At 71.7% G+C, this 14,241-nt stretch carries 9 protein-coding genes; 6 read left to right on the top strand and 3 right to left on the bottom strand.

The window, feature by feature from the left end; all coding sequences use genetic code 11:
* The first annotated feature begins 272 nt into the window (after positions 1–272).
* Complete coding sequence (locus tag B0I31_RS34175; RefSeq protein WP_106619539.1) at positions 273–2,261, top strand: PBS lyase; 1,989 nt, start codon at positions 273–275, stop codon at positions 2,259–2,261.
* 85 nt (positions 2,262–2,346) lie between these two features.
* On the opposite strand, the gene B0I31_RS34170 is transcribed toward B0I31_RS34175, so the two are convergent.
* Positions 2,347–4,437 carry a cellulase family glycosylhydrolase gene (locus B0I31_RS34170; protein WP_245950636.1) on the bottom strand — a complete coding sequence of 697 codons (2,091 nt, stop codon included), beginning with the start codon at positions 4,435–4,437 and terminating at the stop codon, positions 2,347–2,349.
* 550 nt (positions 4,438–4,987) lie between these two features.
* Between B0I31_RS34170 and B0I31_RS34165 the strand changes: the two genes are divergently transcribed.
* Positions 4,988–5,752 (top strand): Calx-beta domain-containing protein, encoded by a 765-nt coding sequence (locus B0I31_RS34165; protein ID WP_106619537.1) that lies wholly within the window; start codon positions 4,988–4,990, stop codon positions 5,750–5,752.
* A gap of 54 nt (positions 5,753–5,806) precedes the next feature.
* Here B0I31_RS34165 and B0I31_RS34160 read toward each other — a convergent pair whose 3' ends face one another.
* Positions 5,807–8,782: an AfsR/SARP family transcriptional regulator gene (locus B0I31_RS34160; RefSeq protein ID WP_106619536.1), complete on the bottom strand. Its 2,976-nt coding sequence runs from the start codon at positions 8,780–8,782 to the stop codon at positions 5,807–5,809.
* A gap of 149 nt (positions 8,783–8,931) precedes the next feature.
* Between B0I31_RS34160 and B0I31_RS34155 the strand changes: the two genes are divergently transcribed.
* The 4 genes from B0I31_RS34155 to B0I31_RS34140 all read left to right on the top strand — a co-directional run bounded on the left by B0I31_RS34155 (position 8,932) and on the right by B0I31_RS34140 (position 13,469).
* Positions 8,932–10,185: a hypothetical protein gene (locus B0I31_RS34155; RefSeq protein WP_146174053.1), complete on the top strand. Its 1,254-nt coding sequence runs from the start codon at positions 8,932–8,934 to the stop codon at positions 10,183–10,185.
* 449 nt (positions 10,186–10,634) lie between these two features.
* Positions 10,635–11,354 carry an SDR family NAD(P)-dependent oxidoreductase gene (locus B0I31_RS34150; protein ID WP_106619534.1) on the top strand — a complete coding sequence of 240 codons (720 nt, stop codon included), beginning with the start codon at positions 10,635–10,637 and terminating at the stop codon, positions 11,352–11,354.
* 104 nt (positions 11,355–11,458) lie between these two features.
* Positions 11,459–12,034 carry an LOG family protein gene (locus B0I31_RS34145; RefSeq protein WP_106619533.1) on the top strand — a complete coding sequence of 192 codons (576 nt, stop codon included), beginning with the start codon at positions 11,459–11,461 and terminating at the stop codon, positions 12,032–12,034.
* 76 nt (positions 12,035–12,110) lie between these two features.
* Positions 12,111–13,469, top strand: coding sequence for a serine hydrolase domain-containing protein (locus B0I31_RS34140; RefSeq protein WP_106619532.1), 1,359 nt, complete (start codon positions 12,111–12,113; stop codon positions 13,467–13,469).
* A gap of 24 nt (positions 13,470–13,493) precedes the next feature.
* Here B0I31_RS34140 and B0I31_RS34135 read toward each other — a convergent pair whose 3' ends face one another.
* Entirely contained in the window at positions 13,494–14,147 is a 654-nt protein-coding gene (locus B0I31_RS34135) for a pentapeptide repeat-containing protein (RefSeq protein WP_106619531.1), read from the bottom strand.
* Positions 14,148–14,241: the final 94 nt, after the last annotated feature.

Genomic DNA, 14,241 nt, shown 5'->3' with positions numbered 1-14,241 from the left:
GAGCCACTGCGACCGTAACAACCGGTGCCGCGCAGAGAACCGGCTCCGGCCTTCCCGACCCCCGGACGGTCCGCGAAGTCGCACCGGCGGGTGGCGGCCGCGGCTTGCCATCGCGCTGTCCGTGTGCGGATCGGCCGACCACGTACCTCGTCCAGGTGGCAGCGGCCGCACTCGGACGTAGCGGTGCGTGCGCGGCTCGCCGACGAACTTCGACGCGGCCGACATCGACCAATTCGACTTCTGACCCGTTGTCGCCTCGTTAGTCTCGCCGGGTGGATCTCTTCGCCGGGCTGGACGACGTCGACTGGAGCGCGTTGACCCACGCGTACGGCCCGGCGGTGGAAGTGCCGGAGTTGGTGCGTGGGTTGGTGGCGGACGACCCGGCGGTGCGTGAGTCGGCGTTGGACGGCATGTACGGCGCGGTGCACCACCAGGGAAGCGTGTTCGACAGCACGGTTGCCGCGATCCCGTTCCTGCTGGAGGTGGCCGGTCGTCCCGGCCTGCCGGGACGCGCCGGGGTCGTCGGGTACCTGGCGAGCGTCGGCGACCCGGAGGAGGCGTACGACGAGTGGGGTCGGCGTGCCGTCGACGCCGTCGCCGACGCGTTCGGGCTGCTCGCGCCCCTGCTGGACGACCCGGAACCGGCGGTGCGGAAAGCCGTGTGCGAGGTGTTCGCGGTGTGCCGGGCGGATGCCGGGTGGATCGCCGACGCGCTGGGCGAGCGCCTGTCGCGGGAGACCGACACCGATGTGCAGACCGCGATCGTGGCCGCGTTGGGGCGGCTCGGCGCGCGACTGCCCGGGCCGGTGTTGGCCGAACGGCTGTCGGACGTGGCCGCCCGCCACCCCGACCCGTCGGTGCGGCTCACCGCGCTGGTGCAGCTGGCCGAGTTCGCGCCGGACGCCTTGCCGGACGACGTGCCGACCGTCGCGCTGGCGGAGTTCACCCGGCTCTACGCCGGCGGCACCTCGGCCGCCGAACCCGCGGGCTTCACCACCCCGACGCTGATCGGCAAGCTGCGCGTGCACGCCGAGGAGGAGGCGGCCGGTCGGCGAGCACCCGGCGCGTACCGCCTGCTGGCCGACCTGAGCGGGCAGCTCGGCGACCGTGTCGAGGACCGCACCCGACTGCTGGCCGGGCTGCTGGAGTCCGCCGACTGGGAACCGCGGCTCGACGCGGTCCGGGCGGCGAGCTACCTGGTCGAGGTCTGGCGTGGTGACCACCGCGAGGTGGTCCGGCTGATCGGGGAGCAGCTCCTGGCCCCGGAACCACGGCTGCCGCCGGCCGCCGCGTCCGCGCTGAAAGGGCTCGGCCCCGTCGCCGCGCCCGCCGCCGACCCGCTCGCACGCAGCATCGAAACGGCACCACCGGAGGCCCCGCACACCAGGGAAGAGGGGCCACCGGCCTGGATCACGACGTGGGCGACCGGCTCGTCCAGCACGGGGCCGACCGTGCGCGCGTTGGCCGCGTTGGGCGATCCGCGGGCGTTGGTGCCGGTGCGGTGGGCGCTCGAACGCCGGGAACCACCCGAGGACATCGGTCACGTCGTGCGCTCACTCGGCCCGCTCGCGATCGGGTTGCTGCCGCTGGTGCGGGCCCGGCTGGGTCGCGACTCCTGCCGCGGCGGCCTGCTCCTGGCGTTGGGTGAGCTGGGGGAGGCGGCACCTGTGTCGGACATCGTGCGGTACCTGCCCGAGTCCGGTGCCCTGCACGCGCTCCGCGCACTCGGCGCGCACGCCGCCCGGGCCGCACGCCCGCTGCGCCGCCTGCTCGACCACGACCACCACTGGGTCGCCATCGCCGCCGCGGCCGCGTTGTGGCGGGTGGAAGGGGACGCCGACCGCGTGCTGCCGACCCTGCTGAGCCGTCTCGACCAGCCCGCGGCGCTGGAACTGATCGCCGAACTGGGCCCGGCCGCCGGCCCGCACCTGCCCGTGCTGCGGGCGTTGCTGGACCGGCCGGACCCGAACGGGTGGCACGCGGTGCACGTCGCGGAGGCGTTGTGGCGGGTGGAGGGTGACGCCGAGGCCGCGTTGCCGCTGCTGACCGCCGCGTGGCACAAGAACGTCCACGTCCGCGTCACGGTCGCCCGCTGCCTGGCCGAGATGGGCCGCGCGGCGGCACCGGCCGCGCCGTTGCTGCGCGAGGAACTGGCGCGGCGCAGGCGGCACACGTCGACGGGCAGCGGGTGGAGCAGCGACCAGGTCGTGGCCGACGAAGAGCTGCTGCGGCTGTGCCGGGACGTTCTCGCTGCCTTCTAGGATCTCAGCTGCGACCAGGCGACCAGCCCTGAACGCGGAACGGCGGCCGGAGCGGGGTGCTCCGGCCGCCGTTCCGCAGGGCAGGTCAGGCGGTGGTGCCGGTGACCGACGTGCCGGACTTGGTGACGTAGTAGGTCACCTTGGCGCCGCTCCAGTAGTGGAACGTCAGCGTCACCCGCGAGCCGTCCGTGACCTCGGCGAAGAACTCCGGCTTCAACTTCGTGGCGCTCGCCGCGTAGTCGGGCGCGAACGTGACGTCGAACTCCTTGTACGACGTCCAGTTGTGCGGCCCCGCGTTGCTGCCGTCCGCGTACTTGGCCTCCATCGTGGCCAGCTGGTCGCCGCGGAACTGGGTCGGCACGGTGAACGCGCTGGTCGTGCCGGTCGCGTTCGACAGCACCGGCGTGTCGTGGGTGACCAGGTCGATCCGCCACGGCACGCCCGCCGAGAACCGGGCCGACAGCGTCGCGTTCACGCCGTACGCCCGCGACCCGCTCAACCGGGTGATCGTCGCCGCCTTGATGGTCAGCTGGTCACCGCTCACGGTGTAATCGGTGCCCCGCACCAGGTCGGTGGTGCCGTGGCGCAGCCCGACGAACGACGTGCCGTTGAGGTTGAGCGTCAGCGCCTTGTCCGTGACCGCCGAGGACTTGGCGCTGAACACCTGGTCCGACGACGCCGTGCCGGACCGGGTCGTCCAGCTCGACTTGATCTGCGCGATCAGCTCCGGGTCGCTCCACTGGAACGACGTGCGGCCGAAGTGCTGGCCGTTGTCCCAGAGCATCGTGGTGATCTTCTTCGCGCGGGCGTAGTGGCCGAGGAACTCGAAGAACTTCAGCTTCTCGCCCTGCTGGACGGTGCCGGTGTGCCGGTCGAAGCCCAGCAGCCCGTACTCGCCGAGGATGACCGGGATGCCGCGCGCCACGAACGCGTTGGCCACCCGGTCGAACGAGTCGGTCAGGTCCTTCTGCACGGTCGCGTCGAACTTCGTCCCGCCCGCCACGTTCACGCTGAACGGCCAGTAGCCGTAGAAGTGGAACGTCGCGATGAGGTTCGGGTCGTTGAGCGCGTTGAACGTGGCCACCAGCTCGTCCACCCGCGCCTGCTCCGACGACGTGTGCAGGGTCGGCAGCACGAGCAGCCGGGTGGCGTTGTTGCCGCCCGAGGCGCGCACGATCCGGTGGAACGACTTGTTGAGCTCGTCCAGCAGCTGCGCGTTCTGCGCGTCACCGGAGCTGTTGGCGAACTGCGGCTCGTTGACGCTCTCCAGCATCAGCTTCGGCGAGGCGTCCCGGAACGCGCCGGCGATCTGCGTCCACGCCGCGTTGTAGCGGGCCAGCACGTTCGTGCGGTCGGTCGGCATGGCGTTGATCCACTGCCACGAGTCGTGGTGGATGTTGATCATGACGTAGAAGCCGTCCGCCAACGCCCAGTTCACGACCTCCTTGACGCGCGCCATGTACGCCGCGTCGATCGTGTAGCCCGGTGCGGCACCCTGGTGCGCGCTCCACGTGACCGGGATCCGGATGCTCTTGAACCCCTGGGCCCGGACGTTGTCCAGCAGCGCCTCGGTGATGCGCGGGTTGCCCCACGCGGTCTCGTCGCTGCCGACCGCGTCGAGCGAGTTGCCCAGGTTCCAGCCCGGCTGCATCTCCGCGACCCGCGCCATGGCGTCGCCCGCGGGCGGGTTGGTGGTCGTGGTGGTGGTCGTCGTCGTGGTGGTCGTCGTGGTCGTGGTGTCACCGGTGCAGGTGACGCCGTTGAGCGCGAACGACGACGGCGCCGTGTTCGAACCCGTCCACGAGCCGTTGAAGCCGAACGACACCGAGCCGCTGGTGGGGATGTTGGCGTTGTAGCCGACGTTGGTCGCGGTGACCTGGCCGCCCGACGCGGTCACGGTGGCGTTCCAGGCCTGGCTGACCGTCTGACCCGACGGGAACGCCCACGTGAGCCGCCACCCGCCGGTGATCGGGTCACCCAGGTTGGTGACGTTGACGTTGCCGGTGAAGCCGCCCTGCCACTGGCTGGGCACCGAGTACACCACCCGGCATCCCGCCGCCGCCTGGGCGTCGGTCACCGCGACAACACCCATGCCCGCGAGCAACGAGGCCATTCCGGTGGCCAGCAGGCCAACCCGCCAACGTATTTTCCTCAGCTTGTCGCGCATATCGGCCATGACGCTCCTCGTAATCGCGTGCGGCAGCGGGAGGGGGTGGGAACCGAACGCGCGCGGGCGATCGGACCGTCCGCGGTGGGAAATCCGGATGCGCCGGTCGCCGCCCTGCGCATCTGCCCGCCACGACCGTCTGACCGGGCGCGGCGGCGTGTTCCAGCGCTGCCTCGCCATGATGTTGACGGTAACGGATGGGTGACGCAAGGGTTTCGACGGTAATCGACTCGGCGACCCGGTCGGTCAATTCGGAATCATCGTCGGAAGTCGACCTCATTCGACCGCGCCGGGTGCGTCGTTCGACAAATCCGTCGAATGAATTCGACATCGGGTCGTCGAAACGCGGGCGGGGGATCGCCGATCGTGGCACGGGTGCCGTCGCCAGGTTGCCGCCGTGCCATGCCCGGAGATCGGAGTCGTCCTCGCGACGACCGGACGCCTGGCGCCGCTCGGCGTGCCGCTGGAGCAGGTCACGTCGCACGACGTTCACAACCGGGCCGCAACAGGGCTCGCGTATTCCTGTCACCAGGCAAGACAGTCAGAGGGGGACAGGAAGATGCGCAGACTCATACCGGCAGTGCTCACCGCCGCGGCGGCGCTGGCGCCGATGACGGTGCACACCACGACCGCGCACGCCACGTGCACGCCCGAGGTGGCCATCCAGGACGCCGGGGAGTACGAGGGCAGCTTGAACACGGTCAACACGCTGGTGTTCACCGTGGACGTGGCGCCGGGGTGCGCCGGGCAGGGCCAGGTGGCGTACCGGACCAAGGACGGCAACGGCGGCGACGGGTGGGCGACCGCGCACGCCGACTACACGCCGGTGAACGGGGTGCTCCAAGTCGGGCAGGAGCCGCTGGTCGTGAAGGTGCCGCTGAGCGCGGACCAGGAGACCGAGAAGGACGAGGCGATCGAGGTCGAGCTGTACGACCCGCAGGGAGTCGTCATCGTCGACGACGCGTCCGGCCTGGGCACGGTGTTCGACGACGACTCGCTGGCGGTGTCGCTCGACGGCGGCAAGATCTGCTGGGAGCCGGAGTGGACCGGGGTGGAGCTGCACCTCACGTCCGCGGCCCAGGTGCCGGTGACCGTCAAGTTCCACGTGTCCGGCGGTACGGCGTTGGCGGGCGTGCACTACGAGCCGGTCCGCGAGGGGACGGTGACGATCCCCGCCGGCTCGACGACCGGCATCGCCGTGGTCCGGTTGCTGCCGCGTGCCGAGCTGGAGCCGGACAAGTACTTCGTGGTGGAGATCTCCGACCCGTCCGCGGGGACGGTCGGCACCAGCCGGGCGACGGTGACGTTGCGACGCCCGGCCTGATCGCACCGCGTCGGTGCTCGAACGGTGGGGGGCGGTGCTCATCGCCCCCCACCGTCACGCGCTGAGGGATCGGGCGTCCGGGAGGGTGTCGGCCTGCTCGTGCAGCCGCATCGCGGTCCGGCGGTGGTGGGCCGCGACCGGGTCGCCCAGGCGGTCGGCGAGGTCGGCGAGGTCGCGGTGGAGGTGGGCCTCCTCGTACGGGTCCGGCACGCGTTCCCGCACGACGAGGGCGGCGTGCAGGTGCTCACGGGCGGCTTCGAGGTCACCCACGAGCAGCAGCGTGCGACCGATGTGGCCCAGCGTCGAGGACTCGCCGTGCCGGTCGCCCACCTCGCGGCTGATGGCCAGGGCCTCCTCGAACCGCTCCAGCGCGGACGTGTGGTGCCCGCCGTCGAGGCGCGCGATGCCGGTGTCGAGCAGCGCTTCCCACTCCAGCCAGCGGTCGCCGATGTCGCGGCTGATGGCCAGCGCGCGTTCGAAGTGCTCCAGCGCCCGGTGCCGCTCGCCGACCTGGAGGTAGGCCTCGCCGAGGGTGTCGAGGGTGCCCGCTTCCAGCCGGGCGTGGCCCAGCTCGCGCAACCGGCGCAGCGCCTCGTGCAGCGGGGCGAACGCCAGGTCCGCCCGGCCCATCCGCACGTACGTGTGGCCGAGGTTGCGCTGGGCCAGCGCCCGGCCCAGGTCGTGCCCGGCAGCGGTGCTCTGCTCGACGGCGAGGTGGTGGGCGGTGACGGCGCGGTCGAAGTGGCGCAGTTCGGCGTGCATGTTGGCCATGTTGTTGTGGATGTGGCCCTGGGCCGCCAGGTCGCCGATGGCACGCGCGACGGTCAGGGCGCGGTCGCTGGCCGTCAGCGCTTCGGGCAGCCTGCGCGTCATGAAGTAGGCCACCCCGAGCGCCCGCAGCATCTCCGCTTCGGCCGCGGTGTCGCCGAGGTCGCCCGCGGCCGCCGCGCCGTGCCGGCACAGCTCGACTCGGTCGTGCCAGTGGCCCGCGGCGTCGTAGAAGCTGGTGAGCAGCGAGGTCAGCTGCCAGGCCGCGGTGAGGTGGCCGTTCTCCCGGGCGTGCGCCACGACCGGGACGAGGTTGGCCCGCTCGGCGTCGAGGAACGCCAGCGCGGCCCGCTTGTCCGGGGCGAACGGCGGCTCGGCCGGGGTGTGCCGGAGGGTGGGCGTGACCGGGCTGCGGTCGGGGTCGATGAGCCTGCTCGCCCGGAACGCCGCCGCGAGGTACCAGTCGACCAGCCGCGCGGTGCCGTCGTGGTCGGGTTCGTCGGCGCGCACGCGGCAGCGGGCGTACTCGCGGATCAGGTCGTGGAACCGGTAGCGACCCTGCTCCACCGGCGTGACCAGGTGTGCCGCGGCCAGCTCCGCCACGGCACGTCGACCCGCCGCGGTGGGCAGGCCGCACACGGCCGCACCGAGGTCGCCGCCGAACGTGGGGCCGGGGTGCAGGCCGAGCCCGCGGAACACCCGGGCCACCTCGGCGGTCAACGGCCGGTAGGCGCTGTTCAGGACGGTCCGCACGGTGCGGGAGTCGCCCACGACGGCCAGGCCGTCCAGCCGCTCGGAGTCGGTCAGCTCGGCGGCGAACTCGGCGACCGCACCGACCGGCCTGCCGACCAGCCGGGCCGCGGCGATCCGCAGGGCCAGCGGCATCCCGCCGCAGAGCCGAGCCAGGTGGGCCGCCGGGCCGGACTCGCGGGCCACCCGATCGTCCCCGATGACGCTGCCGAGCAGGCTGACCGCCTCGTCGTCGCGCAGGGCCTCGACACCGACGACCCGGGTGGCGTGCCGGGCCGCCAGCGCGGCCATGTTCTGCCTGCTGGTGAGCAGCAGAAGGCTCCCGGGGCCGGGCGGCACGAAGCGCAACACGTCCTCCACGCCGGCCGCGTCGTCCAGCACCACCAGGTACCGCTTTCCGTGCAGCAGCGACCGGTACAGCGCGGCCTGCGCGTCGGGTTCGCCGGGGATGCGGTCGTCCGGCACGTCCAGGGCGCGCAGCAGGTGGGCGAACGCGTCGCGGGCGGGCAGGGCGAGCTTCGGGTCGTGCCCGCGCAGGTCCAGGTACAGCTGCCCGTCGGGGAACCGGTCGGCGACGCGGTGTGCCCACTCCACGGCCAGCGAGGTCTTGCCCATGCCGGCGGCGCCGGCGACCACCACGATCGGGAACCCGTCGCGGGCGTCGTGCGGTGCGAGCACCCGGTCCAGGTCGGCCAACTCCGCGGTGCGGCCGGTGAAGTGGCCGACCCCGGCCGGGAGCTGCCGCGGCGGCACGGCGACCGCCACCGGCAGCGGGTCGAGCACGGGGTCGCGGCGCAGGATGGCGGTGTGCAGCGCCACCAGCTCCGGGCCCGGGTCGACGCCGAACTCGTCGGCGAGCGTGTGGCGGAGGCGGGCAAAGGCGTCCAGGGCGTCGGTGTGCCTGCCGCAGCGGTGCAGCGCGAGCATGTGCAGCCGGACCAGGCGTTCGGTGGTGGGATGCTCGGCCAGCAGCCGGGGCAGTTCCAGCACGGCGACCTCATGGTGGCCCGCGCGGATCTCGGCCTCCCACAGGTCTTCCACAGCGGAGAGCCGCAGCGCGTGCAGGCGCTCCACCTCGTGTTCGCCCCAGGAACTCAGGTCGGTGCCCGCGAACGCGTCACCCCGCCACAGGCCGACCGCCTCGCGCAGCGCCGCCACCGCCCGCTCGACCGCTCCCCCGGTCAGCGCCGACCGCCCGGCCGACGCCAGCCGCTCGAACCGGTGCGCGTCGACCTCCTCCCGCGGCACGTCCAGGACGTAGCCCGGGGCCCGCGTGGCCAACGCCTCGGGCACGCCGCAGGCGGTCAACGCCTGGCGGATGCGTGCGACGTGGCTGTGCAGGGTGCGCAAGGCGGTGCGCGGCGGGTCCTCGCCCCACAGCACGTCGACCAGCCGTGACGCCGACAGCACCTCACCGGTGTGCAGGGCGAGCACACCCAGCACCGCCCTTTGTCGGGTGCCTGCCAGCGCCGCGGCGCCGCCCGAGCCGTGCGCGCAGACCGGACCCAGCACGCGGATATCGGATCTACCCAGGTCAGCAGGGTCTCCCGGGTGCCGGGCGCCGGTCACAACAGCGCCACAACCGCAGGACAACGAACCCTCCGTAGACCTGTCGGTGTCGGGCGGACAGGGATCGCCCGGAAACCGAGGGGAAAGTCGCGATGAGTACACACTTCCGTAGTCGTCCGAAACGCACTTGGCGCTACGCCCTGCCCGCCGTCCTGGTGACCACCGCCGTGGCCGCGACGCTCGTCCCGGCGCAGGCCGTCGCCGGGGTGAACGCGGCCACGAGGGTCGAGCAGGCCGAGGCCGTCCTGCAGATGACCACGCCGGACCCGACGCGCACCGACCCGGAGGTGCTGGCCGTCACCAGCGCCGCGTCGGACGCCCTCGAGTACTCCATCGCGGTCGTGGCCGCCGACCCGAGCAGGGAGTACCCGGAGGGCTCGGTGGAGTCGACCCTGCGCGCCGGACTGCTGACCCTGCCGCCGGCGGCGCAGCGGGAGGCGACCGAGGCCGCGCTGAGGATGGTGAACGCGGACGTCGAGGCCAGGGTGGCCGAGTTCGGCCAGTACGGTCGCAACGACTGGACCACGCACTCCCGGCTGGGGTTCGCGCGCGTCTTCCAAGCCGAGACGCTGACGGTGGACCGGGCCGCGCTGACCGCCCGGCTGACCGCCCAGGCCGACCAGTTGGCGATCGCGGGACGAGCGGCCGAGCAGCAGGTCCACGACGAGGCCCGCAAGCTGGGCGTCGACCCGTCCACCATCAAGCGGGTCAAGGCGCTCGCCCTCGACATCACGTCGGTGAAGTGCGTCGAGGAGACCAACGACTGGTGGTTCGAGGACGAGATCCAGATCGGCGGGCTGACCGTCGGTTCCGACGGGGTGACCAAGAAGGTCGCGCCGTTCGACGTGTCCGGCAACTTCGACTCGGGTGAGACGGTGAACTACGGCGACGGCGGCAAGCGGTTCGCCACGCTGGACATGTCGCAGGACGGCGTCTGGCCGCGGCACTACTGGTTCAGCGTCATCCTCAACGAGAAGGACAACGGCAGTTTCGCCGACGCCCTGACGACCGCCTGGGACCAGGTCAAGGGCTACGTCAAGACCGCGATCGAGAAGCTGGTCGAAGGGGTGCTCTCGCCCTACCTCGGTGCCGCCATCGCCGGTGCGATCGGCAAGGCGGTCGCGTGGCTGGTCAACGTCTTCATCGGGTGGCTGATCAAGCTCTTCAAGGACGAGACGTTCAAGCCGCAGAACGCGCACGTCCTGCTGCCGTCGAACGCCGAGTTCATGTACACCAACCCGATCTACCTGGGCTGGGACAACCACCGCACACCGACCATGGCCGGTACTTTCGACGGCCACGGCGGCCTCTACTACGTGTACGCCAACCTCGAGGTGCTCACCTGACCGATCCGGTGCCCGGGAGCCGAGCCGCGAGCGGAAGTCGCTCGTGGCTCGGCTCGTCGACCGCCGTCCAGGGGTGCTGCCGTCCGGATCGATCTCACCGGCGACGGACCGTCTCGTGGACGCGGCCTCTCGGTGATGAGGAGCGGTGGAGAGCCCGGAGGGGCGGCTGTGGAGGATCGGAAGGCAACGGTGCGGGCGGCGCCGATCGCGACCGCGCGGTTTCTGCGAGGCGCCGACTCCGGGTAGCGCGGCGGAACCCCTTTCCGCCGGAGGATAGTTCCGCTGCGGCGTGCGCAGCGGGTCAACTTCTCGTCGGGCTGAAAATTGAGCAACGACCGTGTGACATCACATCACCCGACCGTGTCCTGATCACAACTGTGAACCAGCACGGCGATTGTTGGGCCGACGAGCGGATCGACCCGGCAAAATTCCGCTGATAGGAACCAGGCATGACGAGAACAGCGGTCGTGACCGGCGGCGGGACGGGTATCGGCAAGGCGGTCGCCGCCGAATTGGTCAAGCAGGGTGCGGACGTCGTGATCACCGGACGGCGGACCGACCTCCTCACCGCCACGGCAGCCGAGATCGGCGCCCGCGCAGTCGCCTTCGACGCCGCCGACCCCGCGCAAGTCCAGGCCGCCCTGGCCACCCTGCCCTCCCGCGTCGACGTCCTCGTGAACAACGCGGGCGGCAACCAAGCCCGCCGCCGCCCCGCGCCCGAGGGCCTGGCCGACGTGCGCGACCTGTGGCTGGCCAACTTCGAGTCCAACGTCCTCAGCGCCGTCCTGGTGACCACCGCCCTGGAACCGCGCCTGGCCGACGACGCCAGGGTGGTCACCATCGGCTCCATCGCCGCGCGCCGAGGCTCCGGCAGCTACGGCGCCGCCAAGGCCGCGATCGAAGCCTGGACCGCCGACCTGGCCTTCGCGCTGGGCGGGCGGGGCATCACGGTCAACGTCGTCTCACCCGGCGTCACCGAGGAGACCGAGTTCTTCGGCGGCACGCTGTCCGAGGAACGGCGCAAGAAGCTGGTCGGCAACCCCGCCAACGGCCGCACCGGCACCCCCGCCGACGTGGCGTCGGCGGTGACGTTCCTGACCTCCCCGGAGGCCGGTCACATCACGGGCCAGGTCATCGGCGTCAACGGCGGCGCAGGCCTCGGCCGCTGACCCACCCCCGAGCCTGACCCCACCACAGCCACCCCACCCCACGACCCGACCTACCGCCGAACCGGAACCCACCACCGACCCGCCCCCTGACCTACCGTGTCCCCATGCGGGTGTGCGTGTTCTGCGGCTCCTCCAGCGGACGGGTGCGGCACGTCGAGGTGGCACGCCAAGTCGGCCGCACGTTGGCCGAACAAGGGATCGAGATCGTCTACGGCGGCGGCCGGGTCGGCCTGATGGGTGCCCTGGCCGACAGCGCGCTGGCCGCGGGCGGGTCGGTGGTCGGGGTGATCCCGCGCAGCCTGGTCGAGTGGGAAGTCGCACACGAAAATCTCACACAACTGCACGTCGTGGAGTCCATGCACGAGCGCAAGGCGTTGATGGCGGAGCTGGCGGACGTCTTCGTGACCCTGCCGGGCGGCGCGGGCACGTTGGAAGAGCTGTTCGAGGTGTGGACGTGGGCCCAGCTCGGCCTGCACGCCAAGCCGGTCGCGCTGCTGGACGTGGACGGCTACTTCACGCACCTGATCAAGATGGTCGACCACATGGTGGAGGAGGGGTTCCTCAAGCCGCCGTACCGGGACATGCTGCTGGTGGACCATGATCTGGACCGCCTCCTCACCCGCTGCCGGGATTTCCGGACCCCCGACTACACCTGGACCGACGACAATCCCCTGCCATAGATCAAGGAAGTCGGTACGGTGGGGAAATCGCGAAGGGTTTTCGCGACAGTTTCGCGCCATCCGGGGGGAGCGGGCGATGGACATCAACCACTGGCAGCAACGGCTGGCGGAGCTGTGCGAGGCGCACCAGGTGCCCGGTGCGTCACTGGCGGTCCTGGTCGACGGAGAGGTCCACGAGTGCGCGACCGGCGTGCTGCACCTCGGCACCGGCGTCGAGGCCACCGCGGACTCGCTGTTCCAGATCGGCTCGATCACCAAGCTCTACACGGCCACGTTGGTCATGCAGCTGGTCGCCGAAGGCAAGCTCGACTTGGACGCGCCGGTGGCCTCCGTGCTGCCGGGGTTCGCCGTGGCGGACCCGGTGGCGACCAGAACCGTGACGCCCCGGCAACTGCTGTCGCACACCAGCGGCATCGACGGGGACTACTTCCACGACACCGGGCGCGGTGACGACTGCCTGGCCGCGTACGTCGCGTCGTGCGCCGGGCTGGGCCAGAACCACCCGCCGGGCGCCACGATGTCCTACTGCAACACCGGGTTCACCGTGCTCGGCCGGATCGTCGAGGTGCTGACCGGCCAGGTCTGGGACGACGTGCTGCGCGAGCGCCTGCTCGACCCGCTGGGCGCGCACAGCACCGTGACCCTGGCCGAGGACGTGCTGAAGTTCCGCTCCGCCTTCGGCCACCTCGGTGAACCGGGCGACGATCCCGTGCCCGCACCGGTGTGGGGGCTGTCCCGCTCCGCCGGTCCGGCCGGGACGATCAACGCCACCGCCGCCGACGTCGTCCGCTTCGCCCGCCTCTACCTGGACGGCGGTCGGACCCCGGACGGCACGGTGGTCCTGCCCGCCGAGCACGTGGCCGCGATGTCCCAACCGTTCGTGCAGCTGCCCGCGAGCCACGCGCACCGGATGTGCTGGGGACTCGGGTGGATCGTCTACGACTGGCCCGGTGGCCGCGTGATCGGGCACGACGGCGCGACGATCGGCCAGAAGGCGTTCCTGCGGGTCGTGCCCGAGGCGGGGGTGGCGGTCGCGCTGCTCACCAACGGCGGCGTGCCCGCCGAGGTCTACCAGCGGCTGTTCACCGAACTGCTGACCGAGCACGCCGGTGTCGCGGTGCCGGACTTCGAGCCTCCCGCCGAGCCTCCCGCGGTGGACCTCGGCCGGTACGTCGGCTCCTACCTGCGCGAGGGCTACGACGTGGAGGTGACCGAGCGGGACGGCGTGCTGAACCTGCGCGGCGAGAGCACCGGCGAGCTGGCCGCCGTCAACGCGGTGACCAACGCGGTGCTCGTGCCGGTGGAGGAAGGCCTGTTCGCCGCCCGGCGCAACGCGCACGAGCCGTGGGTGCCGGCGGTGTTCTACACGCTGCCGGACGGCTCGCCGTACCTGCACTTCAGCATGCGTGCCGCACCGAAGACCCCCAAGGACTGACGGCCACCTTCCTCGCCCGCGACTTCAGTCCTTGATCGTGATGCCGAGCGTCTGGGCGAACGCCGGAGCGAGGTCGAGCGCCTGGCCCAAGGTGATCGTCGCGCCGCGCAGCGAGGCGAAACCGTTGCGGACGCCCAGTTCGGCGGCCTCGCGGAAGTCCACCTTCGCCAGCTCGGCGCCCTCGAACCGGAGGTCTTCGAGGGTCGAGCCGGTGAACGTCACGCCGGTCAGCTTGGCCTCGGTGAAGTCCACGTCGCGCAGGACGCTGTTGACGAACGCCACTTCGCGCAAGGTGGCGCCGCGCAGGTTGAGCGAGACGAGCTTGCAGCCGAAGAACGTGACGCGGCTCAACCCGGCCTCGAACAGGGCCACCCCGGCGAACGCGCTGTTCACGACCTCCGCGTCGAGCCATCCGGTCTCGGCCAGGTCGGTGCCGATGACCTGGACGCCGTGCAGCCACACGTCGTTGAACCGCGCCCGCCGCAGCGACCCGTCGGTGAACCTGACCGCGGACAGCGCCGACTCGCTGAACCGCGCGTTGCCCGCCGAGAGCTCCGCGAACTCCTGGTCGGCGACGTGGACGACGTTGTAGTCCCCGCCCGACTCCAGCCGCTCGCCGTCGTGGTCTTCCAGGTAGGCGGCGAACGGCAGGTCCGCGAGTGCCCGGGGTTCACGCATGCCCGGATCGTATCGCCACGTGGCGGTGCGCACATCCACTGTTGAGAACGATAACCATTTTGCTAGGTTCCCGGAGGCCTGCCCCACAACGCTT

Origin of the sequence: Saccharothrix carnea (assembly GCF_003014735.1) — a bacterium.
GTDB classification, from domain to species: Bacteria; Actinomycetota; Actinomycetes; order Mycobacteriales; family Pseudonocardiaceae; genus Actinosynnema; species Actinosynnema carneum.
This window is presented reverse-complemented; position numbering and strand designations above follow the sequence as displayed.